This is a genomic window from Neobacillus sp. B4I6, from assembly GCF_050434045.1.
Classification (GTDB): domain Bacteria; phylum Bacillota; class Bacilli; order Bacillales; family Cytobacillaceae; genus Neobacillus.
In genome coordinates, this window is sequence record NZ_JBNPWB010000002.1 from 3,454,736 (window position 1) to 3,480,850 (window position 26,115).

General features: G+C 37.5%; 26 protein-coding genes and 3 pseudogenes. 7 read left to right on the top strand and 22 right to left on the bottom strand.

Annotated elements, in window-relative coordinates:
- Window positions 1-41: 41 nt before the first annotated feature.
- Window positions 42-1,223, bottom strand: coding sequence for an LL-diaminopimelate aminotransferase (locus QF028_RS19160; RefSeq protein ID WP_429467793.1), 1,182 nt, complete (start codon window positions 1,221-1,223; stop codon window positions 42-44).
- Window positions 1,224-1,406: 183 nt separating this feature from the next.
- Between QF028_RS19160 and QF028_RS19165 the strand changes: the two genes are divergently transcribed.
- Window positions 1,407-2,051, top strand: a complete 645-nt coding sequence (locus QF028_RS19165) for a YczE/YyaS/YitT family protein (protein ID WP_088086163.1) — start codon at window positions 1,407-1,409, stop codon at window positions 2,049-2,051.
- Between the two features lie 55 nt (window positions 2,052-2,106).
- On the opposite strand, the gene QF028_RS19170 is transcribed toward QF028_RS19165, so the two are convergent.
- The 6 genes from QF028_RS19170 to pabB form a co-directional block, all read right to left on the bottom strand.
- Window positions 2,107-2,685 (bottom strand): hypothetical protein, encoded by a 579-nt coding sequence (locus tag QF028_RS19170; protein ID WP_429467796.1) that lies wholly within the window; start codon window positions 2,683-2,685, stop codon window positions 2,107-2,109.
- Window positions 2,686-3,130: 445 nt separating this feature from the next.
- Window positions 3,131-4,780: a copper resistance CopC/CopD family protein gene (locus QF028_RS19175; protein ID WP_429467798.1), complete on the bottom strand. Its 1,650-nt coding sequence runs from the start codon at window positions 4,778-4,780 to the stop codon at window positions 3,131-3,133.
- Between the two features lie 159 nt (window positions 4,781-4,939).
- Window positions 4,940-5,710, bottom strand: a complete 771-nt coding sequence (locus QF028_RS19180; protein WP_429467801.1) for a nucleotidyltransferase domain-containing protein — start codon at window positions 5,708-5,710, stop codon at window positions 4,940-4,942.
- 2 nt (window positions 5,711-5,712) lie between these two features.
- A complete protein-coding gene (gene pabC, locus QF028_RS19185) occupies window positions 5,713-6,579 on the bottom strand; it encodes an aminodeoxychorismate lyase (RefSeq protein ID WP_429467803.1) in 867 nt (288 codons plus the stop codon).
- Window positions 6,580-6,581: 2 nt separating this feature from the next.
- Complete coding sequence (gene pabA, locus QF028_RS19190) at window positions 6,582-7,175, bottom strand: aminodeoxychorismate/anthranilate synthase component II (protein ID WP_214999472.1); 594 nt, start codon at window positions 7,173-7,175, stop codon at window positions 6,582-6,584.
- Between the two features lie 6 nt (window positions 7,176-7,181).
- Complete coding sequence (gene pabB, locus QF028_RS19195) at window positions 7,182-8,573, bottom strand: aminodeoxychorismate synthase, component I (protein WP_429467806.1); 1,392 nt, start codon at window positions 8,571-8,573, stop codon at window positions 7,182-7,184.
- A 181-nt stretch (window positions 8,574-8,754) separates the two neighbouring features.
- Between pabB and QF028_RS19200 the strand changes: the two are divergent.
- Together QF028_RS19200 and QF028_RS19205 are read left to right on the top strand one after the other, a co-directional pair.
- Window positions 8,755-8,913, top strand: a pseudogene (locus tag QF028_RS19200) (response regulator); the annotation flags it as partial.
- Window positions 8,914-8,963: 50 nt separating this feature from the next.
- Window positions 8,964-9,167 (top strand): hypothetical protein, encoded by a 204-nt coding sequence (locus QF028_RS19205; RefSeq protein ID WP_429467809.1) that lies wholly within the window; start codon window positions 8,964-8,966, stop codon window positions 9,165-9,167.
- Window positions 9,168-9,246: 79 nt separating this feature from the next.
- Here the strand turns inward: QF028_RS19205 and QF028_RS19210 are convergent, their stop codons facing one another.
- Complete coding sequence (locus QF028_RS19210) at window positions 9,247-9,441, bottom strand: IDEAL domain-containing protein (RefSeq protein WP_098933134.1); 195 nt, start codon at window positions 9,439-9,441, stop codon at window positions 9,247-9,249.
- A 362-nt stretch (window positions 9,442-9,803) separates the two neighbouring features.
- Between QF028_RS19210 and QF028_RS19215 the strand changes: the two genes are divergently transcribed.
- Complete coding sequence (locus tag QF028_RS19215; protein WP_429467813.1) at window positions 9,804-10,652, top strand: alpha/beta fold hydrolase; 849 nt, start codon at window positions 9,804-9,806, stop codon at window positions 10,650-10,652.
- Window positions 10,653-10,704: 52 nt separating this feature from the next.
- Here the strand turns inward: QF028_RS19215 and QF028_RS19220 are convergent, their stop codons facing one another.
- The 3 genes from QF028_RS19220 to QF028_RS19230 all read right to left on the bottom strand — a co-directional run bounded on the left by QF028_RS19220 (window position 10,705) and on the right by QF028_RS19230 (window position 13,909).
- A complete protein-coding gene (locus QF028_RS19220; protein ID WP_429467816.1) occupies window positions 10,705-11,937 on the bottom strand; it encodes a multidrug effflux MFS transporter in 1,233 nt (410 codons plus the stop codon).
- Window positions 11,938-12,173: 236 nt separating this feature from the next.
- Window positions 12,174-12,773, bottom strand: coding sequence for a response regulator (locus QF028_RS19225; protein WP_429467818.1), 600 nt, complete (start codon window positions 12,771-12,773; stop codon window positions 12,174-12,176).
- Window positions 12,770-13,909, bottom strand: coding sequence for a sensor histidine kinase (locus QF028_RS19230; protein WP_214999482.1), 1,140 nt, complete (start codon window positions 13,907-13,909; stop codon window positions 12,770-12,772). Before QF028_RS19230 ends, QF028_RS19225 begins: the two co-directional genes overlap by 4 nt.
- Window positions 13,910-14,247: 338 nt before the next feature.
- Between QF028_RS19230 and QF028_RS19235 the strand changes: the two genes are divergently transcribed.
- Window positions 14,248-15,027, top strand: coding sequence for an alpha/beta fold hydrolase (locus tag QF028_RS19235; protein WP_429467822.1), 780 nt, complete (start codon window positions 14,248-14,250; stop codon window positions 15,025-15,027).
- A 77-nt stretch (window positions 15,028-15,104) separates the two neighbouring features.
- On the opposite strand, the gene QF028_RS19240 is transcribed toward QF028_RS19235, so the two are convergent.
- The 5 genes and pseudogenes from QF028_RS19240 to QF028_RS19260 form a co-directional block, all read right to left on the bottom strand.
- Complete coding sequence (locus QF028_RS19240) at window positions 15,105-16,178, bottom strand: alpha/beta fold hydrolase (RefSeq protein ID WP_429467825.1); 1,074 nt, start codon at window positions 16,176-16,178, stop codon at window positions 15,105-15,107.
- A gap of 21 nt (window positions 16,179-16,199) precedes the next feature.
- The gene (locus QF028_RS19245; RefSeq protein WP_168242579.1) at window positions 16,200-16,766 is read right to left on the bottom strand and encodes a polyhydroxyalkanoate biosynthesis repressor PhaR; all 567 of its coding nucleotides are present in this window, start codon (window positions 16,764-16,766) and stop codon (window positions 16,200-16,202) included.
- A 22-nt stretch (window positions 16,767-16,788) separates the two neighbouring features.
- A complete protein-coding gene (locus QF028_RS19250; protein ID WP_429467828.1) occupies window positions 16,789-17,412 on the bottom strand; it encodes a hypothetical protein in 624 nt (207 codons plus the stop codon).
- The gene (locus QF028_RS19255; RefSeq protein ID WP_429467830.1) at window positions 17,396-17,878 is read right to left on the bottom strand and encodes a hypothetical protein; all 483 of its coding nucleotides are present in this window, start codon (window positions 17,876-17,878) and stop codon (window positions 17,396-17,398) included. The genes QF028_RS19250 and QF028_RS19255 overlap by 17 nt, the downstream gene beginning before the upstream one ends.
- A 36-nt stretch (window positions 17,879-17,914) precedes the next feature.
- Window positions 17,915-18,232, bottom strand: a pseudogene (locus QF028_RS19260) (SDR family oxidoreductase); the annotation flags it as partial.
- A 723-nt stretch (window positions 18,233-18,955) separates the two neighbouring features.
- Here QF028_RS19260 and QF028_RS19265 point away from each other — a divergent pair.
- Together QF028_RS19265 and QF028_RS19270 are read left to right on the top strand one after the other, a co-directional pair.
- Window positions 18,956-19,156, top strand: coding sequence for an alpha/beta fold hydrolase (locus tag QF028_RS19265; protein ID WP_429472421.1), 201 nt, complete (start codon window positions 18,956-18,958; stop codon window positions 19,154-19,156).
- Between the two features lie 93 nt (window positions 19,157-19,249).
- On the top strand, window positions 19,250-20,053 hold the full coding sequence (locus tag QF028_RS19270; protein WP_429467832.1) for an alpha/beta fold hydrolase: 804 nt from the start codon (window positions 19,250-19,252) through the stop codon (window positions 20,051-20,053).
- A 294-nt stretch (window positions 20,054-20,347) separates the two neighbouring features.
- Here QF028_RS19270 and QF028_RS19275 read toward each other — a convergent pair whose 3' ends face one another.
- The 6 genes and pseudogenes from QF028_RS19275 to QF028_RS19300 all read right to left on the bottom strand — a co-directional run bounded on the left by QF028_RS19275 (window position 20,348) and on the right by QF028_RS19300 (window position 26,085).
- Complete coding sequence (locus tag QF028_RS19275; protein ID WP_429467834.1) at window positions 20,348-20,968, bottom strand: YitT family protein; 621 nt, start codon at window positions 20,966-20,968, stop codon at window positions 20,348-20,350.
- A 168-nt stretch (window positions 20,969-21,136) separates the two neighbouring features.
- Window positions 21,137-22,300, bottom strand: a complete 1,164-nt coding sequence (gene trpB, locus QF028_RS19280; protein ID WP_429467837.1) for a tryptophan synthase subunit beta — start codon at window positions 22,298-22,300, stop codon at window positions 21,137-21,139.
- Window positions 22,301-22,484: 184 nt separating this feature from the next.
- A pseudogene (locus QF028_RS19285) lies at window positions 22,485-23,598 on the bottom strand (ABC transporter permease).
- Window positions 23,595-24,287, bottom strand: a complete 693-nt coding sequence (locus tag QF028_RS19290; protein WP_429467840.1) for an ABC transporter ATP-binding protein — start codon at window positions 24,285-24,287, stop codon at window positions 23,595-23,597. Before QF028_RS19290 ends, QF028_RS19285 begins: the two are co-directional and overlap by 4 nt.
- Window positions 24,284-25,414: an efflux RND transporter periplasmic adaptor subunit gene (locus tag QF028_RS19295; protein WP_429467842.1), complete on the bottom strand. Its 1,131-nt coding sequence runs from the start codon at window positions 25,412-25,414 to the stop codon at window positions 24,284-24,286. The genes QF028_RS19290 and QF028_RS19295 overlap by 4 nt, the downstream gene beginning before the upstream one ends.
- Entirely contained in the window at window positions 25,414-26,085 is a 672-nt protein-coding gene (locus tag QF028_RS19300) for a Yip1 family protein (RefSeq protein WP_429467845.1), read from the bottom strand. The genes QF028_RS19295 and QF028_RS19300 overlap by 1 nt, the downstream gene beginning before the upstream one ends.
- Window positions 26,086-26,115 lie beyond the last annotated feature (30 nt).

The following is a 26,115-nucleotide window of genomic DNA, read 5'->3' on the forward strand; positions in this document are numbered from 1 at the left end:
ACCAGAAAAATCCTAACACTAAAGATGTTAGGATTTTTTAATTATTTTTTTAATGAGTATCCCATTAGGAATTCATGAATCCGTTCTGCCGCCAGTGAAAGGCGATCTGGAGGTTGTACCATGGCGATTCGGACATATCCTTCACCAAGATCTCCAAACGCATCCCCAGGAATCACTGCCACACCCGCTTGGTCAATTAATTCAAAGGCAAACTCACGGGAATTCCATCCTGAAGGAATTCTTGCCCAAACAAACATGGTGGCAGGAGACTTAGTTACTTGCCAGCCGCTTTTTTCAAGCCCAGAAATCAACGCATCACGACGAATTTCATATTCATTCACCTGTGTTTGAAGGAATGAAAAATCTGAAGTTAATGCCATTACAGCTGCCATTTGGATTGGATAAAAAACTCCATAATCAATATGGGATTTAAAGGAAGCCAAGATATCGATAGCTTGCTCATTGCCAACAACATAGCCTATCCGGCAACCCGCCATATTAAAGGTCTTTGAAAGTGAATTGAATTCAATTCCAACCTCTTTTGCACCGGGAACCGACAGGAAACTTATTTGTGGATTCCCATCGAATATCAACTCAGAATAAGCAAAATCATGAACAACCAAAATCTCATGAAGTTTAGCAAATTCAACTACCTTTTCAAAAAAAGATTTATCCGCTAATGCTGTAACTGGATTCCCAGGATAACTGATAATCATCATTTTCGTTTTATGTAAAACTTCTAACGGGATTGCATCCAGCTCTGGTTGAAACTTGTTTTCTGCTAATAACGGCATTGGGTAGATAACACCACCCGCAATGTTTACGCTAGCCTCATAGATTGGATACCCAGGATCCGGCACCAGTACATAGTCACCTGGATTAATTAAGGCTGTAGCCAAATGGGCAAGACCATCCTGCGACCCCATCAACTGCAATACCTCACTACTGGGTTTAAGTTCAACAGCATATCTTTGCTTATAAAAAAAACCAACTGCCTCATTAAATTCAGGTATCCCTTTCAGTGTGTAGCCATACTTACTGGGGTCTTTAGCGTAGTCACTTAATGTTTCCACGACAAATGAAGGCGGTGGAAAATCTGGACTCCCTACACTTAAATCAATTACATCTTTACCATCTTTGATAGCCTCTTGTTTCCGATTAGCTATTTCTTGGAAAATACTTGCCGACATCCTTTTTACTTTTTCAGAAGCAACGAGATTCATAGATATCCCCTCAATCACAATTTTGTAAAATAATAATTTCAACTATTCAAATATATTTCAAATTATATCAGTCTAATGATTCCAATTCTATATTTCTAATTAACAATTGATTATTATTGATTCATCCTTTAGAATCTTATGATAGGTTTAAATATTCGAAAAACGATGAGTAAGTGGAGGTAACTGAAGATGAAATTCTTTCAGTATTTCTTATTTTTTGCAGGATTAACCTTTTTCGGCTTGGGAAATGCGATTGCCGTTAAGGTTAAATATGTTGGGTTACACCCATGGGAAGTACTAAATGTCGCCCTATATCAGCATTTTGGTTTAACTATTGGTACTTGGGGAGTGATTTGCGGGTTAATTCTGATCTTCATTTCCTTTTTTGTTGCACGGAGCTATATTAGCATAGGTACAATCCTAAATGCCCTATGTATTGGACCTATCATGGACTTTTTTCTCTGGTTGGATATTCTCCCAAAAGCAACTGGCACATGGTTAGATTACCTCATTCTCCTCAGTGGAATCATGATTACAGGGATTGGTGGCGGCATGTATGTAGCAGCAGGGATTGGCGCTGGTCCACGTGATGGCTTCATGCTTTCGATTTCTGATAAAACAAAGTTGTCAGTAAGTCAAGCACGCATCATAGTTGAAAGCATTGTATTAATGATCGGTTTATTATTAGGTGGTCCTGTATTTATTGCTACTTTCCTTTATACATTCATTCAAAGTCCTATTTTCCATCATTCTCTTAAGCTATTTAAGTCATTAGTAGAAACTGTCAAAAGGAAAAACAGTAAAACGCAAGAAGGTATTGTTATTTAAAATAACGGAAATTAAGCACCTGTTGGAAGTGGTGACTTAATTTCCGTTATTTCAGTTAAATAACTTCGACACTCTCAGGAGTAAACTCTTTATAATATTTTCGATGGGAATCGGTGATGAAGGCCGACAATTTCCCTTCATAAATTAATTCTAAGGGTGCCGACTCCTTTATATCATGGGGAGTTACAAGGGATAGAGGCTTTTGACCTTTGATATCAATCCCGGATTCTTCCAAGATGGCTGCAACAAAATGGGAACAAAAGAAGGCATTTTTACGGGTCATCTCCATATTCAGCATCACAGCAATTAACCCAATGAGATTGTACCTGTATTCTTCCTTATGGTCTTCCATATCCCTTAATTTACAGATCATTTTTTGAAATTGTTTTTCGGTAATCGTTATGCAATAAATAGCACAATCAGCATTCCTAAATAGACCACCACGGACGTTTTCTTCCACAAATCCTGCAAAGAAAGGATTTCTTGGATTTCTTCTCCCAAAACTATAAACCTTGTTGAATTGTTCATCAATCACAATTGAGGCATGATTAAGTGGTTTTTTTGTATAGAGCTTAATCATTTTCCCTAAAACTGTACCCGTGTCTGTTAGAAGAACATAAACTTTCCTGCTCATTTTTAAAACCCCCTATTCGATTGGGAGGAAAATATAGTAAATTCTAACCCTTATATTTTCTATAAGTTAATCATAATTAATTCAAATAAAAGGGAAAACAATCTGCAGATTTATTTTCTTCTAAGACCTAAGCCTTATGAACAGTCTTTTTTTGCAAAAGGATGCAAATAAATATAAATACTCCTAATATGATAAGGACTGATAATATTATTATAGTTCTTTCTTATTTAGAATTATAACAGTTCTAAGGCAAAATTTAGTATTTTTTACAAATAAAAGTATTTGCCATTACAAAATTTTAATTACTTTATATAAGAAAAGCTTATAAAAAAACAGAAGATACACATGGCATCTTCTGTTTTTTTACTATTTTTACGGATTGCTATAACCAAGGCTGCAAATGAAAGCAATGAAGCTATTCCTGATTAAATTAGTGATAAGTTTTTTATTGACTTCCCACTAAAACTTTGAAATCAGTGTCGATACTTTCTAACGACTTGGTTAGAACATGGACATGTACGTTCCAATGACCTGCCATGCTAAAATGCAAACCCTTCACTTCATACTTGCCTTCAGCCGTTTTTGTTAAACTAACGGTTTCTTTTCCCATGTCCATTTCAAGCATGGTAAAGGTTAAGTGAATTTGTTCAATATCTTTAATTGGCTTCCCTTCTCGGTCTTTTAAGGTAATTTCAAATAAATTCACTCCAATAATATTAGGCGTTGCTTCTAAAGTCACTTGCCTGCCTTGGTTCACTATGTTAGTTTCCTTAAATGGTCCCGGAGATTGCATGGCTGTTGGTAAATTGGTTAAAACAACGGATAGAACTAAGATTAACAAACCAAGTGTAAGCTCACCCTTTAGAGATGCCTTCAGTCCCTTAGTGGTTCCCCTTTTTCCTTTAATAAAATTCACAGCTGCAAGGAGCAGCATCACCAAAAATAAAATAAGTTTCCACATTAAGGCTTTTCCATAGTTCGTTTGGATCAGTGCTGAAAGGTTTGGAATATATAAAAAACTGGCAAACACTCCTGTTAAAGTTAAAAAAAGAACAAGGACCAGTCCCCATTTGGAGAAACTTTTTATCATTTTCAAATAATTTTGCTTTATCTCTGTGTTCTTACGTAATGAAAGCAATGAGACAAAACCGGTTAAACTTCCGATCCAAATCGATGCAGCAAGTAAATGAAGAAAATCCATTGCTATTGTTAATAAATGATTTGGTTGTGCTGCGGCATGACTCGTCAATGCCTTTGTCAATAACAAGGCTGCCCCAAGACAAAAGCAAGTCCACAAAATGCCTCGTTTCGTGCTCTCGGCCATGCCTATAAAAGAAGTGAGCAGGGCAAGAGTTATAAGGAGAGCTATTTGAATAACCCAAAATTGACCATAATTTGTGTTCATTAAGATATTTTCGATGATTGAGAAGTTAAACACTTCACTCCAAGAATAACCAGATTCAATCGTTGCCTGTAATGGCAGACTTAACAGAATACTAAGAAATAGAAGAATCAAACCTGTGCTTAATAGCTTACGGAACTTCTTATCGACTGAACCTGTTTCCCGTAATTCCATGGGCACAATAACCATATAAAAAAAGATGAGCCCGACATAGAACGCATTGCTCAGATATTGCAGCCAACGGATAATGATTAGATCCGCTTTAGGGGTGTAGCCTTTCGTTTCATTATCTAACGAGGTAGAGTCTTGACCTTTTTGACCTATTTGAAAAGGAATAACACCTTCAACAGGATGGCCGTCGCTTGAAACCACCTTCCACTTTATTCGATAGGATCCATTTGGAAGGTTCTTCTTTAATCCGCTCTTTAGGATAAAAGGTTGCTTTGGGTCAATCCGCCCATTTTTTTTATCGACTCGATTTCCTTCTGAATCAAAAACCTTAATTGAGTTAAAGGCAGGCTGGATGGTTTCATCAAATTTTATTGTTACTTCGGTTGGTGCTTTTTCCACCGTTTCATTTTCTAATGGTGTAGATTTTTTTATATAGGCGTGTGCTGATGAAACAAATGGGAATAGAAGTAAAAAAAGGGACAGGATAACAAGAAATGAGCTGACTTTTTCTTTTATTTGCAATCCATCACTCCCCTTATGGTTAGAATCGTGTTGTAATTGATATATATCACATGCAATAAAGTTTTCACTGTCGATACTATAATAATGATAAATAAGAATATTAACAATATCTTTATAGGACCAACCTGTGAATAATTGTTGAACTTTTTACAGTAATATTTAAGCCCAGACCTCATCGAGGACTTCTCTGAATAAATCATCTAGAATTGGAGTCATATCCTCTTTGGGGGCTCTAAGGGTTTTGGTGTATTCTTCAAGCCGGTTGATTTCTTTCTCCAAAAAGTCATTAATGGAAGTAATCTTTGGTTCGAGGTTTAGTTCATCCCCGCTAATTTTCCTTTCTAACAAGGTAAGGATTTCCTTCTTAAGTGGCCCCTCAACAAGGAGTTCCTCTACCAATGTCTGAAATTCAATCGGCGGTACTGAATTATATCTTTCAATCCAAATACAAGCTAAAACTGGACGAAGGACATAAAAGTATTTTTTAATTTTCACTTGATCGCTTCGGAGGTAATCACGAAAATTACCTTTTGCCATATTTAAGTAGTGGTAGAGTGCTGACTGTGGCAAAAACACTTGATTTTGAATTGCTTTCAATTTATCTACTAACGAAAAAGCCTGATAATAAACTATCCCCGAATGGAGCCACTCCATTAGCGGGGGATTTGATTTTCTAAAAAGTTTGAGTGCTTTACGCAACTCCCAGCCATTAATATCAAGGAGATCATTAATTGGCAGTTCAATCACATCTCGCTTTTGGTCAATGCTCAAATACCAGTCCTTTTTATGGACATAAATAAACCGGACATCGTAATCACTATCCTTGGATGGGAAGCCCCATGCTCTGCTTCCTGACTCTACAGCAAGACAGATTCTTACTCCATATTCTTCTTCTATTTTTTTGATTTCTGTTAGTATTTTTTCTTTCAAGGTTATTCACTCCCTAAACCATTCCTTGACCACAGCCTTTGACAATAATGGCGATATTCGTGATGTAATTGTTGAACAACTTGTCCCTGTTTACCTGGTAATTGATGACCCTCAAATGTAGTAATTGGTACGATTTCCTGTATTGAATTGGTCACAAAAATCTCATCGGCCTCAAGAACGTCTTTTAATAAGTACAATCCCTCTTTAACACAAAGATTATGTTTCTTCGCTAATTCGATAACAAACTGCCGTGTAATCCCATTTAAAATACCGGTTTGTACTGAAGGAGTATATAAGACGTTACCTTTTATCCAAAAGATATTAGAGACAATCCCTTCAGCTAAGTATCCATCCTCAGTTCGGAAAATCCCTTCAATATCAGCAGCATTTCCAATTTCTCTTTTTGCCAGGATATTATTCATAAAATGATGTGACTTTACTCGTTCATTTCCTTCTGGACTGTTCCTCCTCAACTTCAATAAAACAGCCTTTTTTTCCGTTAATTCTCCTGCCAGCGGTAACGGCTTAGGAAAAATAAGGATGTTCGGTTCCTTGTAGGGTTCCACCTGCAAACCAACCTCACCTATTCCGGCTGAGACATTCAAGCGGATATAGGCATTAGATAAATTGTTTATTTTCAGTACATCCTGCAAGATTCTATTCGTTTCTTCACGATGAAATAGGTAGTTAATGTTAAGCACCTCTAAACCTTGATTTAGACGTGCTAGATGATCATCTAATAAAAAGGGAAACCCTTTATACACTCGAAACGTTTCAAATAATCCCATTCCATATAAAAAACCATGATCCAACGGGGAAATCATCGCATCTTCTTTTTTTAAAAATTGTCCGTTTACATAGATCACCATACTTAATGACCCTTTTGCATTAAAATATTTTTATAATGATGGACGAAGTTGCGCAAAAGTTCTTTTCCCGAAGTAGTCAAAATAGATTCAGGGTGAAACTGGACTCCTTCAATTGGTAATTCCTTATGACGAATCGCCATAATTTCCCCTTCTTTTGTCCATGCAGAAATCTCAAAGCAATCTGGAAGAGTCTCTCTTTTGACAATCAATGAATGGTATCGTGTCGCTGGAAAAGGGTTCGGTAAACCTTGAAAAATCGTCTTTCCATCATGATACATATCGGATGTTTTCCCGTGCATGAGTCTTTCTGCTCGAATAACCTCTCCATTAAAAGCTTGGGCAATTGCTTGCTGACCTAGACACACACCAAATATCGGGATTTTCCCTGCAAATGCTTTTATTGCATCCAAGCTGATTCCCGCTTCATTTGGACTACATGGCCCTGGAGAAACCATTAAGAATTCAGGCTGTAGTTCTGAAATCTCCTCAATAGACGTTTGATTATTTCGCTTGACCACTAAATCTTCTCCAAGTTCACCTAAGTATTGAACTAAGTTAAAGGTAAAGGAATCATAATTATCTATCATAAAAATCATTTTTGCTTACTCCTCTGCCATTTCTTTTGCCTTCCATAATGCAGCTGCTTTTTTCATAGACTCTTTGTATTCATGCTTTGGATTAGAATCAATAACAATCCCGGCACCAGCTTGAACATGTGCCATTCCATCTTTAATGAGCATGGTTCGGATGATAATGTTTAATTCTAGATCACCACTAAAATCAATCCAACCGAGTGATCCCGTATAAATTCCCCGTTGGACAGGCTCAAGCTCTTCTATTATCTCCATTGTTCGTACTTTAGGCGCACCTGTAATGGTTCCACCGGGGAAAACAGCATCTATAATATCAATGCTAGATTTGTCTTCCGCCAATTCCCCTCTTACATTGGAGACGATGTGCATCACATGTGAGTATTTTTCAATGACCATAAATTCATTGACCTCAACTGTTCCGTACTTACATACCCTTCCAAGATCATTCCGCTCTAAATCCACTAGCATTACATGTTCCGCTCGTTCCTTTTCGTTTTCAATTAATTCATTGGCCAGTTTGATATCTTCTTCGTGGTTCTTACCTCTTGAACGAGTGCCGGCGATGGGTCGGGTGCTTACTTCTTGTCCATTTTTTTTAACAAGCAGTTCTGGTGATCCACTTACAAGCTGAAAGTCTGGTGTATGAAGATAGGCCATATATGGAGATGGATTTAAGGATCTTAATTGTTCATACACTTTAAGTGCCTCAACTTCAATCGGTTTTGATTGGCGGACTGCTAGGTTCACCTGGAACACATCACCTTGTGAAATATATTGTTGTACTTTTGTTACTGCCTGTTTAAAATCATCTTCTGTCATCGAAACCTCTAATTGATCCAAGTCAATCTTATCTGCTTTATGAGGTGGATTAGATGATGATTCATGAAGCCAGCGTTGTTCCCAAAATGCTAACCGATTATCAATATTCTGATCGCTTTCAGCCACTATCAACAGCCATAATAGTTCTTGTTCATGGTCGTAAATAAACCATTCCTTTACTATGAAAAAGTAAATTTCCGGCATTTCTAAATCATCTTTTGCTATCTCAGGCAGTTTTTCTATGTTACGAGCATGATCATAGCTTATGTAACCAATCGCACCGCCGAGGAAACTCGGTAGACCTTCTATTTTATCAACATGATACTGGCTCATCCATTCCTTCAATAAGTGAAGCGGATTTCCTTCCAACCTCTCAGAACCCTTATCATTGTGAATTTCAAGAATACGATTCTTACCTTTGATAATCGTTTCAGGCTGGAACGCAGCAATACTGTAACGCCCGCCACGCCCACTTTCCAATAGCACATGATGGGTGCTATTCTCAGCAAGTACACGATACTGACTGAAAAATTTTGAATAAGAATAAGGAATTTTTTTACTGTACAAATGAAGTTGATGCAAACATTCCACCCCTAATTGTTTTTCTTTTTATATCATACTTGAATTGGGTGTCAGGCACCACTGAAGAATCGCTAACTGACACCAACGGAGAGAGAACTTTTATTCAGTCATTAATGAAGGATTTTTTGAACTTGCTATGGAATTTGGTAATAAATTAGTTGATTTTTCTGGAGGCTTACTTATGAAAAAGAATGCAATCATGGTGGTTGAAGACGAAGAAAAGATTGCAAGGTTATTGGAACTGGAACTAGAATACGAAGGTTATACTGTCACCAAAGTAATGGACGGATTGGAAGCTTTCCAGGTCTATAAAAATGGAAACTGGGATTTGATTTTGCTTTATGATATCAGATAGCAGTACTTAATCTTGCCGAATTTTTGCAGGAAACAGTGAATGCTTTTCGAAGTGGATATCAAAGAGAAATCTATTTTCATACGAAAAATAGTCCCCAGATATCTGTTGCTACAGATGAAAAGAAACTAAAGCAGCTACTGTATATCTTTCTTGATAATGCAAGGAAATACAGTGATGAAGCTCATCAAAACAGACATAGCGGTGATGACGATAATAAGGCCGATGACGACAATAGCTGAGCTGAAAACAGAAAGAAGCCCATCCAATGGTTGGATAGGGCTTCTTTTTTAATAGTAATAGGATTAGTTAGTAAATGATTTAAGAAATTTTCTTTAGCTCTTCTGTTAACCTTAGGAATAATTCTTTATCCCCATGTTGTAATGTTTGGTCGATTTCCTTGCGGATTTTCTCCCTCTTAAACTCTAGCAGGGCATTGTTTAGAAACATCTCAGCAACTACAGCATCTGTATTTTCATCCGAATGTTGTGGTGAATTAAGTAATTTCTTTTCCATGGAAATCAACTCCTTACGTTTTTTTTAATTATACAAGGAGTTTTCTAAAAATTCAAACACTTTATTTCGAAAATCAAAAAAAAATTTTTACCAAATGACCAAAAACACAAAAAGCTGGTGTCAGGCACCGCAAAAAGACACTTTCCCCATTTGTCCACGACGGATGGACGCACATCAAAAATATTCATTTATTTTAAGTATTATCAGATTTGTATAGGTTTTTTGTACTAACTTTTTGAAAATTTTTATTTTAGAACTATGTTTGGGCTGTTTTTCTATCTGCAGATTTTTTTGTGTATGTATCGATTTTTGGGGAACATTATACTCATCTATTTTATTGACGGAGCAGGTGAGGGATTTAGATGGAACAAACAGTCTTATCAGGTTATCGACCAGTTAATAACATTAATGTATACTATGAATTTTATCCAAATCAAACATCGGAAAAAACGTTTGTATTATTACATGGGTTCCTTTCTTCCACCTTCACATTTCGCCATTTGATCTCATTATTGAAGAAAGACTACCAGGTACTATCCGTTGATCTTCCGCCATTTGGGAAAAGTGCGAAATGTAACCGTTATGTCTATTCCTACAAGAATTTAGCCCAAACTGTCATAAAACTTACGGAGTCTTTGGGGTTAAAAAAAATGACCTTTATTGGTCATTCCATGGGTGGGCAAATTGTATTAAATATCCTTCATATGATGCCAGAGCTAGCAGACACAGCCATTCTACTCTGCAGTTCAGCTTATCTTAAACGCTCTAAATTGCCCTTAATCTTGACTAGCTACCTTCCCTATTTCCATATCTTCGTAAAATATTGGTTTGCACGGACTGGTGTAAAAAAGAATCTTCAAGACGCACTATTTAACCATGCCATTATCAACGAAGAAATGATAAATGGGTACTTACAGCCTTTTTTAGAAGATGAGATTTTCGTCGCGCTTACAAGAATGATTCGTGACCGTGAGGGAGACCTGCCCGTTGAGATCCTAAACCAAATCAAAACACCTTGTTTATTACTTTGGGGGGATCATGATAAATCAATGCCGCTTAATGTAGGCGAAAAGCTAAATAAAGACCTAACCAACTCAGAGCTGATTGTGTTAAAAGATACTGGCCATGCCCTTCCAGAAGAGCGCCCTTTGGAAGTATTTGAATATATTAAAGGCTTTATTGATAATTACAAAACGGCAGCTGAAGCGTAGCTGCCGTTTTTACAGTAGAATTTGAAGCCGAAATTTACTTACCCTTGTAACCTCAATTTGTTTGGTTTCTGTTATGTACAAGAAGCATGTATAAAAGGACCGCTCCCCCACCAGCACAAGAGATGACAATTCCCATTGGTATCGCTGTATGTTCTCCTCCTAATCCCACAAGGGGAGCAACAATTCCTCCAAAGGAAAGAGACATGACTCCTAAAAGAGCAGATGCACTGCCTGCAGACTTCCCTTGTTTTTGCATAGCAAGGGAAAATCCTGCCGTATTAACCACCCCGACACTGGTTACCACAAAGAATAGTGGGAGTAAGACAATTAGTAAGTCAGCATGTAAAATCAAAAGAAGCAGTAGAATAATTCCACCGAAAAAAGACATCCCGATTCCAAAAACAAACAGCTTTGACTCGTGTATTCGACCAGCCAATCTTCCTGTCGTTTGACTAGCAATCATGATTCCAATTCCATTTATAGCAAAGATCAAACTAAACATTTGGGCAGAGCCGCCATATATATTCTGCACCACAAAAGGTGAGCCTGAAATATACGCAAACATAGCAGCAAAAACAAGTCCTTGTACTAAAGCATATCCCATGAAACTGCGATCTAAAATGAGGTTTTTAAAGATAATAAATGTATTTTTCAACCCTCCTGCAGCCCTTTTTTCTTCAGGATGTGTTTCTGGAAGCCAGAAAAATACAACAATGGACATCAGTAATCCGATTATACTTAAGACGATAAATATACCTTGCCAAGGTACAATTTTTAAGAACTGTGCACCCACAACAGGTGCTAGAATCGGAGCGAGGCCATTAACCAATGCAAGCAACGCAAAGAATTTGGTTAATTCTGAACCTGAATATAAATCCCGAACAACCGCCCGTGAAATAACAATTCCAGCGGAACCTGCGAGCCCTTGAATTAATCGTAAAATAATAAATGTCCAAATCGAGGGACTAAACACACATAATAGTGAAACAACAAAATAGGTGATCAATCCAATAAGCAACGGCTTACGGCGCCCATAAACATCACTGAGTGGACCAGAAAACAGCTGACCAAAAGCTAATCCCAGCAAGAAAAAGGTTAAACTAAATTGAACCAGTGATGGATTTGAGTGAAAATCTTTTGCTAACTCAGGAAGAGCAGGTAAATACATATCAATCGACAAGGGACCGAATGCTGCTAACGTACCGAGGATACCAGCCATCCATAACCGTTGGGAGCGGGGCATTACCTTGCTGCCATCAATCTCATCTTTTATTGATTCTCCCATCAAAAAATCAATCCCTTTCTGTAATAAACTTCCTATATTTACTTTCTATTATAGTAAACTACACTTTTCAAAAAAATAAAACTTATTTGCAACTTAATAGGGAATTAGCACCCGATTATAATTCAAGAAAATTTTAATCATTTATTTAGGATTTACACTTCCCCAAGTGTCTGACCTCCTTAGATCATGCGAAAAAAAAAGTGTTTTTACGGTGCCTGACACCGTAAAAACACTCTTTATTTGAACCAGCCTTTTTCTTTAGATTGAGTAATTGCTTCGATTCTATTTTTAACTTCCAGTTTGTCGAGGATGATCGAGATGTAATTTCTGACAGTTCCTGTTTTGATGCTAAGTACTTCTGCGATTTCTTTCGTATTTTTTCCGTCAGCTACAAGTTCTAGCACCTCTTTTTCCCGGTCAGTTAACGGGTTTTCTTCTCCATATACATCGTCCATTAATTCTGGAGCATAAATTCGTTTTCCTGACATCACACTTCGGATGGTGTTAGCCAACTCTTCACTAGGACTATCCTTCAACAAATAGCCGCTCACACCAGCCTTTAATGCCCGTTGGAAGTAACCGGTCCGGGCAAAGGTGGTTAAAATGATAACTTTACAGCAAAGACCCTTCAACTCTTCAGCCGCCTCCAGTCCGCTCTTGCCAGGCATTTCAATATCCATAATACAGACATCAGGTTGAAACTTTTTCACCAGCGCAACGGCCTCTTCTCCGTTTGAGGCCTTTCCAACAACTTTCATGTCATCTTCTAAATTTAGTAATGAACCAAAGGCTCCTAAAAGCATTTGCTGGTCTTCAGCAATCACGATTTTAATCATTTTTTATCCTCCTTATCCAAACCAGGTTTGACATCATTAGGCACACTTATGATTAACGTTGTTCCATCTTTTGTCAAAATATCTAGACTGCCATTAATAAATTCCAGCCGTTCTTTCATACCAATCAGCCCATGACCTTCTGCTAACTTTTCCTTCTCCCCCTTAAAGATACCATCATCCTGAACTCTTATTACCAATTCCTTCAACGTTTGTTCGATCGATATGGAACATGACTTAGCTTCACTATGTTTAACGACATTATTTACGGCCTCTTTCAAACACATGCTTAAAATATTCTCCGTTAACAGCGAGACATTTGATGGTGTAAAATCCCCTTCTCGCACAAAATTTATTTGGGCAGCATTTAGGATTTGTTCAACACGGAGGATTTCGTCCTTCAAGCGGATCCCACGCATCGAAGAAACCATTTTTCTAACTTCACTTAATGCCGTCCGAGCTGTTTGCTGAACATCCTTCAATTCATTCCGTGCCTGATCAGGATCTTTCGAGATTAATTTTCGTGCCAAATCTGACTTCAAACCAATGAGTGAAAGCTTTTGACCGAGTGTATCATGAAGGTCCCGGGCAATCCGCTGGCGCTCTTCTATTTTGACTAGTTCCGAAATCCGTTTATTCGCATCCACTAGCTTTTCTTCAAGCTGCCCCCTCTCCTTCCGGTTATGGATACTAAACGGAAGAAGGATCACACTAATCCAAATGATGATTACAAAGGGCAATTGCTGTAGAAATAATTTTTCATGCATGACGATACTGAAGTTAATTGATACCGATGTACTAAACAAATGAATAAAATACAAGGTCAAAAAGGCAATCCTATCTTTAATATTGCCGATAAAGTAGGCAAGGAAAAATGCAAAATAAACATAATTGAATAGGCTGTTCGCAGTAATCGAAATACCGATCAAGATCAACGTCCATAGATAAACCGGCCAGCCTTTTGAAATAAACGCAATTCGGTAAAAGATAAAGAATAGCAGCGTGAGTAAAATTCCTACAACAATTTCAATTGTGGAAGGTGATTGAAAAATAAAGTAAAACGGTAATATACCTAGAATCGTCCAAATATACGGTGCAATACCATTATTTTTTTGAAATGTCATATACTTTTTTATCATGAACGAAACCTCATTTTCACTTAAAATCCTCTTATCTACCTATCATAACTCAAAGCAGCTTAGTTTTTCTCCCTTACAGCATTCATTTTAACTAAAAACTTTACTCCTTTAAACCTGACAACATTTTTTCATTTTAGTTACCCTTTACTTTCCCTCCTCTTGTTTTCTCACTTTTAAGAATAAGGAGACTACCTGTACATATATATGTGTTTTACACCCATATGTAATATTTTCCCACAAGTAATTATATAATAAAATAATCAGAATTATATATATATGTTTACACCGTTCAAATATTGGGAACATATGTTGTATAAAACAACTAGGAGGAATGAAGGTTGAGTAAAATATTCAAAAGTTACTCCGAGATTCCTTATTTGCGTCTTGGTGCTGGTGAGCCGTTAGTATTTATTCACGGTCTTGGTGAGGTGAAGGAGGGTTGGTCACATCAGTTTGAATTTGCGAACCAGTTTGACTTAATTATCCCTGATTTACGCGGACATGGGGAGTATATATCACCTGGGGAGATATCGATAGAAAACTTTGCTCGTGATGTAATCAGTTTAGTGAAAGGGCTTGGATTTGAAAGCGCGCACATTTGTGGATTGTCTATGGGTGGAGTGGTAGCGCAAGAAATATATCGTCAAGCTCCTGAAATGTGCCGTTCCTTAATGCTGGTAAGCACTTTACATTATGCTCCAAGAGAACTGGGCAAACTATTTATAAAATTCAGGAAATTACGCGCAGAAAAAAAAGCTCTTGAGGCTATAACAGAAAGTTCAGCAAAGGTCTGCCTCTATTCTTGGTCAAAGGAAAATTTTGAAAACTTTTCAAAATTTTACAAGCCTAACAAAGAATTTTTCTTTAAAGCAATGGAGGCATGTCTAAAAGTAAATAATTTAACTTTACTCCCTAAGATAAAAGTTCCAACCTTAATTATTGGCGGGCAGTATGATTCAATCACCCCTATATGGATTCAATGTATGATGCATAAACAAATTCGCCATTCAGAATTTGTTATTTTCAGGAATACTGGCCATATTGTTAAGTTAGAGGCGAAAGATGAATTTAACGAAGTTCTACGGACATTTTTGAACAAACATAAAACGGCAAGTTAGAGAGGAAGGATTCTCCTTCCTCTTCTTCATTGCCTATATTTATTATATATTTCCTTGTACCAAACTTTATTACACAATCATTTTGAAAGCGGATTTGAGCGACTGGATGCCCATTGATCAACAATACTCGCAAACATACCAGATAATGCAAGTCCAACATGGCCTGATTCAACGCAAAGATACGTTTTATCCTTACTAGATACTAAATCCATAATTGGCTTACTTTGTTCTTCGAGAACTAAATTGTCTCTAGAGCCAGAAATAACGAATAGATTGGCATCAATATTCCGTAAATCTGCCTTTTTGTTTCCAACTACTAATTCCCCTTTAACAAGCTTGTTATCCCTAATTAGGTCATTACCTAATTGTTTATAAGCCTCCCCAGTAAAAGGAACCTGATCAAGAGTCCACTTATTCATTCGACGCCACTTATCCACATACCGCTGATCGTGGGCTCGATTTAAAAGCATCGTATAGTTAGTGAAATAAATTGGTGATCCAACCGCTCTAAACATCATTTCAACATATTTAGGCGGGACCACCCCATAAACATCAAGGAAATGATCAATGTTAAAATCTCCCTCTTTGAGGCCCTCAGCCCATTTATCTTGTCCGATAAATGTAGAGAAATCAATTGGTACGGTTGCAACAATTAAATTTTTTATTGGTTCTTCTGCAATCGATGCATAGATTGAGGCAATCGTCCCGCCTAAACAGTAGCCAACTAATGTAATTTCTTCTACTCCAGAATGGCGAATAGCCCTCTTCACCGCTGTTTTTAAATATTTCTCGATATAGGTGTCAAGACCGATTTTTTTATCTTCATAGCCTGGTATACCCCAATCCAATAAATACACATCATAGCCCATTTCGGTCAGGTTCTTAATAACACTTGTCTTTGGGTCTATATCTAAAATGTAGGGTTTATTAAATAACGAATACACGAAAAACAAAGGAATCTCATACTTCTTCTGTTTTGCAGGATAATACCATAAAACTGATTTATTTTTTTTCCATACTTCAGTTCTTGGAGTCTGACCTGTCTTAGGCTCAGGTTCACTCAAAATCTTATAGACATTAGACCAACGTTCCATTTCTTTCTGATAATCCAATTCAGGAATGAACCCCATTAATGGTGTTTCAGTTGACAATGTCATACCTCCGATTCATTTTTATTTGGATGAGCCTGATCCAGTTAACTCTTGTTCCGTACTTGTGCCTTTAAGAATAAGACCCTTTAAAGTCTCAAATTCTTCTTTAAAATTTGTTAATTTCATGATTTCAAACTTCATTTCTTGAAGTTCGGCATGTAATTCTTTTGTGTCTATTTGCTCTTTTTTCGTTTTTACTAATTCCATTTTAAGCTGCTTTGTCAGTTTAATAATTTCTTTGGAAATTTCTACAACACTCTCAATCTCTTTGCTTTGCGTCTTCATCGAATCTTGAAGTTCCCAAATTTGTCCCTCAAGTGCTTCAATTTTCTCTTCTGCTTGGATCGTTAAAGTCGCAACATTAGAGACATCATTTTTAGTAGGCAAATTTAGTACACTAGCAAGTGCTTCTTGATTCATTTTTAATTCCTCCAGAAAACGGGAATTAATTTCAGTCCCAAATTTGGACATTTTCACGAAATCTTTGTTATCAGTCAACAGATAGATAAAATCATTAATCTGTTTTTCCCACAATAAACTTAACTTATGAAGGGATTCATATGGATCGTAAGGTTTTTTACCTGACATTACTTACACCCCTATATTGTTATTATTTAACTTGCTCGGTTACGTCCTTCATATAATTTTGAAATGGCAGCATCGCTGTTTTGACTTGTTTAGTCAACATGTTCACAAATACTTTTTGATTTTCAAATAAAACATTGCTAGTTTTCTTTACACTCTCAATGTATTTTTCTCTGCCATTTTTTCGATAAGCAATATATTGTTCAACTGTTTCCACATATTTATCCAGTGCTTCCAATTGACCAGTTATTAACGCTTGAGTAGGTGTTAATAATAGATTTGCAGTTTTATTTTGAATGTCATCTACTACTTGGTTAATTTCTTCATAGGATTTCACTGGAAAAAAGTTCTGTAGCGAAGTTGTGGTCATAAGTAATTCTTCGCGTGCTGCTTTCTCCCATTTTTTAAGTTCCATGCCAAATTGAGCAGCAATCGTAATTGCATTTTCCTGATTCTGTTTAAGCTTTTCCACATAGTTCTTTACAGTCTCTAAGAAAAGTTCATCCTGTTTGTTAAAGCGCTCTGCCCAGGCATCCAATTCATTAAAGCCAAGTTTCCATACAAGGTCTAGACTTGTTAAATCCTTTTCCCCATCTACCACAGTTTCTTGGTTTTCAACTTCTAGTACAGTTTCAGTTTTTTTCGTCATTGTTATTCTCCTCCAAATTTAAATGATTTGTAAAAAAAAATTGTTTTAATTCTAAAAGCTCTGATTCTAGGCTTTTTATCTTGCAGTCGTGGATATCCTTTACTTCCATTTCTAAAACGGATAGTAGGTCTTCACATGACTTCCGAACCATTCTTAGCTGATTATTGTTCTTCAACTGGCTTTGTTTAATCTCGTAGATCGCATCATCAAAAAAATCTAATTTTTCCTCATAATCTACGATTCTTACAGAAATAGCACTTATTTCATCCTTATTCGGAAGATCTAAATGCTTTAACCACCTAGTTGTTAACCTTTTGTGAATTCTTATCTGTTTCACATGTACTTCCAATGCCCTCCCAAAAGCTAAAGTAAAGCTGCGTTTGTTGGTACGGGCATGGATTTGTTCATTCCATTTTTTTTCAAGCTTTTTATAAAAAGCATCCATTTCTTGATGGGTGTACTTCATTTATACCCCTCTTAACTGCCAGTCAGTATCTACCTTTTACTGTACACTGGCAGTCGTGCCTCCGTCAACGACAAGTACATGACCATATACATAGTTAGAAGCATCCGAAGCTAAGAAAAGTGCAGGTCCTTTCATATCAACATCAGAACCAAAACGGCCTGCTGGTGTTCTCTCAAGTATTCTTTCACCTGAATAGTCCAAGATGGCTTTAGCCTTTTTAGTTGGGAAAAATCCAGGGGCAATTGCATTCACATGTACATTAAATGGTGCTAATTTAACGGCTAAGTCCTTCGTTAATGTAATGACAGCGCCTTTGCTTGCAGCATAACCAATCGCATCCATTACTAATAGATCACCTGTTTTCTTCTCAAAGGTTTTTACAGTTTCAACAGGAAGAGGTGCACCACCACAACTTATGTAGTTCAAATCATGACTGTTTAATGCAAAGTACATGGTTGGAACATTAAAATATTAATATAGTTACGATTATTGTAGTTAAGTGAAAATTTGTAAACCTCCCACTCTCGACAAAATTCAACAAATATCCATGTTTCCTCGAAAGACCAAAGACGAGCCTCTAAAATACTAAACATTAGTGATCTAGGTATTTTTGTAAATACTAAAAATATAGCGAAAATTGTCGGAATATTTTTTTATTCCAACATTGTCCAAATGGTGAAATATGTAAAACCAAAACATTAAACCTACTACCCTCAAAACGTCCAAATGAAACTCAAAAATAAAAAGCAGTATTCTCCTATTAAAATTCCACTTATTTTAGAAATTTCCTAGTGTGGTGTCAGGCACCAAAGAAATACACTTGTCCATCAGGTGAGGACAGGTAAAAATAGTGCATTTGTATTATTCTGAATTTTATAAAAAATGTCACTTTACAAATAGTGGCAACCCAATTTATGATAAAAGGCAATAGGAGGGGTTAAATTTGAGTGAGGTGTCTATTAGTTGCTCTAAAATTCCTTACTTACGTTTTGGTGAAGGTGAACCTTTGGTCTTTATTCATGGTATTGGAGTGGTAAAGGAGGGCTGGAAGTCAACAATTTAAATTTACTTCCTAAAATTAAAGTCTCTACGTTAATCATGGGGTCGCAATATGATTCAGTAATACCTGTATGGATGCAGCTTTTAATGCATAAAAAAATTCAACACTCTGAATTTGTCGTTATAAGGAATACTGCTCATATTGCAAAGTTAGAGCAAAAGGATGCCTTTAACAGGATTCTTCGCAACTTTTTGAAAAAACACTCAAAAGTAAGTTAAGGGGAGGATGGTTCCTCCCCTCTTCTATGTTCTTTACTATTGCACATTATCATATAATTTACCGTTATCTATGTAAAGGAGGAGTTTTTTAGAATGCCAATAACCAACGGGAATGGAATTAATCTTTATTATGAGATTCATGGTGAGGGTGAACCCTTACTATTAATTATGGGGTTGTCACTAAATTCAAAATCTTGGTTTAGAACTCTACCTGCTTTAAGCGAGCATTTTAAGGTAATTATTTTTGATAATCGCGGTACAGGTCTCAGCGACAAACCAGATACTCCCTACTCTATCGAGAAAATGGCGGAAGATGCAAGGTGTGTCTTGGATGCTGCCGGTGTTGACTCAGCCCATGTATATGGCATATCCATGGGGGGAATGATTGCACAAAGATTAGCACTTATGTATCCCACACGGGTTCGTTCGCTTGTTCTAGGTTGTACAACCTCAGGCGGAGTAAATCATGTACAACCTAGTGCCGATGTCTCGATGTTAATGCTTTCAAGGGGCTCCTCTATTGCAACACCAGAAGAAATGGCATGGGCCACGGCTCCAATCCTTTACAGTCAAGCATTTATCGAAAATCAGCGGGAATTAGTTGCAGAGGACATCAAAAAAAGAATAGAGATACCTGTTCTTCCCTATGCATATATACTTCAGCTCCAGGCCTGCTTAGCCCATGATACTTACAGCGAGATTGACCAAATCAAGGTTCCTACATTGGTGATCCATGGGGACGAAGATAAATTGGTCCCATACCAAAATGGGGTAACATTAGCAGAGAAAATTCCGAATGCTGAATTTTTGACTATACAAGGTGCAGGTCATATCTATTTAACAGAAGCAAATGACTTAGTGAATGAAAGAGTGCTAGAATTTTTAAAGAAACAATAGCTCTCTTGTTACCTAAAAAATGCCCGGTCACATAGGTGACCGGGCATTTTGGTATGATAAGATAAGGTTTTCCTACTCTTAATTAAGCTTTTACCTTCGCAATCTCTTCATCTCACGTTTAAAAAAGTGAGTATGCCTATAAGTCTATTTCTACGATTTACAAAAGGCTCATGTCGAAAATTATCAGAATTGTATTGGTTGTTCACAAAATTTTAACAACAAATTTTGAAATTTATTTGAAGAACAATCGAAATCGCCATTTATAACAAGAAACAACAAGGAAAAACTATTAAATTAATGAGCCTGAATAGAAATATCAATAGTCTTATAGGCTATGAGAAAGGTTGCTAAAGAGTAGAATGCCTCTTTAGGACCAAATATGAAAATCGAACTTCCAAAGATGAATATATTAAATAACAGAATAATTTGCCCTATTGAAAAAGGGGAACGTTTACTAAACAGAATGGCCAACACCTCTGTCCCATCAAAACATCCGCCAAACCGAATGGTTATTCCAACTCCGAGTCCTAAACTAATACCTCCAAGGACAATCACTACAATCGGGCTATCAGTTATGACAGGAAACGGTTCTAATAAATAGGTTTCAATTGATAGGACAAGAATAGCAAATAGGCTTAGCATGAGAAATCTTCTACCCAGAAATCGATAAGCAATTAGGAAAAAAGGAGTATTTAATATCAACAAAAACAATCCTATTTCTTCACTTGTAATATGTGAAAGAAGGATGCATATTCCAATAATCCCCCCGTCAATAATATGATTTTCTACCAAAAATAATTGTAAGGAAATAGCGACCAGAGATGCCCCCAAGAAAATAATAAAAACCCGCTGATAAAAAGGGAATCCACCTGACCTGCTAAAATCAGTATAGAATTTTATTTTTTTCCTATACATACTTGTCCCCTTTTGAATCCAAAGTACGGTCACATGTGTTTTAAAATTATATTCAATTTATAGAGAAAAATTCTTTATAGCTCAAATGAATAAAAAAAGAGCCGCTGCAACAAATTCACATTTGTTACTAACGACTCTTTTTTAGGTCAATATTTTAATGCTGTTAAATTATTTTAACATCTTAAATACTTGCTCCACATCTTTATCGCCACGGCCAGATAAGTTAACAATCAGCACATCGTCGTTTGCCAATTCTTTTGCCAACTTAATGGCGTATGCTACAGCATGAGAACTTTCTAACGCAGGAATAATGCCTTCAGTCTTGCTTAATACCTGAAACGCCTCGAGTGCTTCTTGCCCGGTTACGGTTACATATTCGGCCCGCCCGCTGGTTTTCAAATGGCTGTGCTCAGGACCGACACCAGGATAATCAAGTCCTGCAGCAATCGAATACGTTGGTTTAGGCTCGCCCTTCTCATCTAGTAATGTTAAACATCTAAAGCCATGGATCACAGCTGGGATCCCTTCAGTCATCGTCGGTGCCTCAGCTGGTTCAACTCCAATTAAGCGCACATCATTTTCGTCAATATAATGGGCAAAGGCACCAATAGCATTGCTCCCGCCTCCTGCACAGGCAATTACAGCTGTTGGAAGCCTGCCTTCTTTTTCTAGGATCTGACGTTTCGATTCTTCGCTGATAATTGCTTGGAAGTGTTTGACCATTGTTGGATAAGGATGAGGACCCACGGCCGAACCTAATAGATAGAAGGTATTTTTATAGTTTTGCACCAAGTCGCCCAAGGCTTCATCGACGGCATCCTTTAAGCGGCCCTGCCCTTTATCAACAGGTACAACTTTTGCTCCTAATAATTCCATTCGAAAGACGTTGAGCGCTTGGCGTTCCGTATCTAGTTTACCCATATAAATAATACATTCCATCCCAAACATGGCACATGCGGTTGCAGTTGCCACACCGTGCTGGCCTGCTCCCGTTTCGGCAATAATTCGCTTTGCACCCATTCGTTTTGCTAATAGAATCTGCCCAATTGCATTATTAATTTTGTGTGCCCCTGTATGATTCAAATCTTCTCGTTTCAGATAAATTTTTGCCCCTTGATTTTGCTTGGTTAAATTTTCAGCAAATGTTAACGGATTCTCTCTGCCTACATATTCTTTTAGGTAATATTTGAATTCCTCAATAAATTCCGGGTCATCTTTATACCGGAAAAATTGCTCTTCTAATTCGTTCATTACTAGTTGTAAATCCTCTGGTACAAAACTTCCGCCAAACTCTCCAAAATAGCCTTTATTCTCTACATTCACTTTCTCCATGCTCTGCTCGACTCCTTCTAATCTATTATTCTAACTCAGCCACAATTTTATTATATTAACTGAATATTCCTATAATTATTTTACCATACAGTCCATTTTCTGCAAATATTTTAACTATCAGTTACAACGGAAAAAGCCTACACAGAGTGTAGACTTTATGTACTAGATCCTTAAAAGACCCTGTTTATTCATATCTCAATGAGTCAATTGGGTCGAGTTTTGAAGCTTTATTTGCTGGAAGCAGTCCAAACACAACACCAATTACCATCGAAAACAAAACGCCGCCTAACACTACTTGCCAAGACACCAAGGCTGGCCAGCCAGCAAAGAAACTCACTATAGTTGACGTTCCCCAGCCTAGTAATATTCCGAGGATGCCGCCAATAAAGGTAAGTGTCATCGATTCTATTAAAAATTGGGTCAATACCTGGCCTCGAGTTGCGCCTAATGCCATACGAATTCCTATTTCCCTTGTTCTCTCTGTCACCGAAACGAGCATGATATTCATGACACCAATCCCGCCAACAAATAAAGAGATACCGGCAATACTCCCGATAATTAAAGTCATGATTTTTGTAATCTGCCCTACTCCTTGAGCAATTTCTTCCATATTAATAACTTGGTACGATTTTTCCGTATTATGGAGATTATTTAAAAGCTTAGCAGCCTTTTTACCTGCAACCTGCAGTTGCTCAGCTGACGCTGCTTGGAGGGTTACTTGGGTAAAATCGCTGCTTCCGTAAATGGTTTTCCATGTTTGGAAAGGTAGATAGACCTCCATTGATCCAAAGGAAAAAAGGCCGGTTGGTTTTTCTAAAACCCCAATGATTTCAATTGGTTGATTGGCTACCGTAACAATATCTCCGACTGGATTTTTTTCTTCCCTCTGCTACTTTCAACTCATTTAAATGGATGAAAGCTTGATTTATACCGGTGGTAGACACATCTCCTGTTTCCTTTTGAAATCGAAAAGTAGACAATTTTGTGCTTGATGCAACCACACGATTAATTTCCGGAATTTGTTCAAGCGCCCTGATATCTTCCTGTTTGAATGGAGCTTGCTGAAATACATTAGGGTTTGCGCGCATTTCTTCATCAGAAGGCTGATAAAATATCTCAATAGTATTCCCTGGACCAGTAATCTGTGATTTAAGCATCGCCTCTCCTCCCTGTCCGATTGCTACCACGATTATGACAGCACCCACACCAATAATAATTCCAAGCATCGTTAGAATACTTCGCATCTTATGGGCTTTAAGTGAGCTTAAAGCCATAAAAAGATTTTCCATAAAACTCATAGGGCCGGCCCCCCAACACCCATAGAAAGAGATTGAATCATTCCATCTCTAACCATAATCGTTCGGTTCGCGTATTCCGCCACTTCTGATTCATGGGTAACGACGATAATGGTTACACCTTCCTCATTAAGTTCCTTAAATTGTTCCATAATGTCCTTGCTTGTCTTCGAATCAAGAGCACCCGTGGGCTCATCCGCTAATATCAACTTTGGTGTATTGACAATTGCTCTCGCAATAGCTACACGTTGCTTTTGTCCCCCAGATAGGGAATTGGGAAGATGGTTCATTCGATCCACAAGACCTACTTTTATTAGTGCCTCTTCAGCACGGGACTGTCGCTCTTTTTTTGAGATTCCAGCATAAATCATTGGCAGTTCGACATTTTTTAAAGCTGATAAGCGCGGCAGCAAATGGAACTGTTGAAAGACAAAGCCAATCGATTGATTTCTAACTCTCGCCAATTCTTTGTCATGATAATGCGATACATTTTCCCCGCCAAGGTAATACTCTCCCTCAGTCGGTTTATCCAAACAGCCGATAATATTCATTAAGGTTGATTTCCCAGAACCTGATGGACCCATAATGGCAGCAAATTCACCTTCACGAATCGTGAGACTGATACCGTTTAAGACATGAACGCTCTCTTTTCCAAGCAAAAACGATCTTGTGATGGATTCTAGCCGGATCATTTGATTGTCACTTCCAACCCATCCTTAATATTGTCGGGTCCATTAACGATGACTTGGTCTCCTTTTGAAACACCTTCAAGGATTTCAATTTTCTTTCCTGATGTGATGCCTGTTCTGACATTCCGCTTATTGGCCTTTCCATCCTTTACAAGATACACATATGGCTTATCTCCATCATCAAATAATGCATCGAGAGGCAGGACCATCGCTGTCTTTTGGTCCGTTTCAATCTCCATAATAACTTGGAAACCTGGTTTTAACGTTTTGGTATCACCGGAAATTTTTACAGTTACGGGATACTGTACAGCCTGGGTGCCATTTTGCAAACTGGTTGGGTTCTGCTCTGGCAAAATAGCAGTCTTGGTAATTACACCGTGCCACTCTTTTCCAGGTACTGCATCCGATCGGATAATCACTTTTTGTCCACCACTAACTTTTAGTGTATCGTATTCAGACAAAAGGCCCGATGCAGTCATTCCTTCTAACTTACCAATATGTATAATAGGCTCGTTTGCTGCTTCGATCGAAGATGATACTGGCTTTTTTGCTGCTAAAACAATTCCATCCATTGTACTCTTAATCTCTAAGTCACCCCGGCGCTTGCTAATCAGGTCTTTTTGAACCTCTGTTTGTTTTAGTTCTATATTCGCTAACTCTTTTTCCATCTCAAGCTGTTCAAATTCAGGGGCAAGCTGTTTTTTCGCTTCTTTTTTACCTACTCCAACCTGCTCACTCAACGTTTTTTCTTTCTCTTCTAGCTGCACTATTTTTTTATCTATTTGGCTTATTTTTAGGTTAGCTGATTGGATCGATAATTTATTTTGCTCAATTTCAAGCTCTAATTGAGCGTTCTGCAATTTGGCCAAGACAGTGCCTTTCTTTACTGTTTGACCTTCTTTTACTAGCAGTTCCTTGATCTCCCCTTTATCAGGAGTTGCATACACAAGTTGTTCCTCTGGAAGTTTCACGGTACCGGGAATCATCAAAAGTGAGGAGATCTCCTCTTGGCTGATTTCTGCGGTTTTAACGGAAGGTCCTTTTGCAAAAACTTGCCGGTAGACACTGACAGAAATCATAATGATGACCAAACTAATTACACCTAGCGCAATCCAAGTTTTCTTTTTCATTATAACTTCGGCGCTCCTTGCAATAGAGTTCCTATCAAACCAAAGCCAATACTAATTAGGAAGAATATGATTGCAATCGTCCATGCAAGCCCTTTAGAAAATTGTGCTGTTTTATTCAGTCCAAGTGCAGTTAATACAACTGACCAAATCCCAAATACCTCGATAGAACCTAAGACACCTGCCTTTTCTTGATTCAGCAGCCCTGCTAAACTAGTAATATATATTTCTGGGTTTCCACCGATTGCAAAGCTAATTGCCATATTTAAAATTAGACCTGCTGCACCGATTATCATGATATAAGTATTCATAGAAAATAATTGTTTAAAAGAAACCATTGAATTAGCGATTCTTGCAATCGCTAATTGGATCGCACTGCTGATTAGCACACCAAAAATAGGCGTAATGATACCTGTTACCATAACGGTTACTTTTGTAATGGTTAACACCAAATCTATCTGGTCTTTTGGCACTCCCTGTTCAATTAAAGTATCCGCATCCAAAGATAGTGCCATAAAGGACATTCCGATCACATAGAGAAAACTAATAATAATAAGCGGTACCCATATTTTCGGGCTTTGCTTAATCCTCTCAAACTGCAAACCTGGACTTGTAAACATTCCCAATAACTTCGGACTCTCATTCAAAGTATTCACTTCTTTTTGCAATTCCATGTTTAACACCCCTAATCCACATATGTAAAA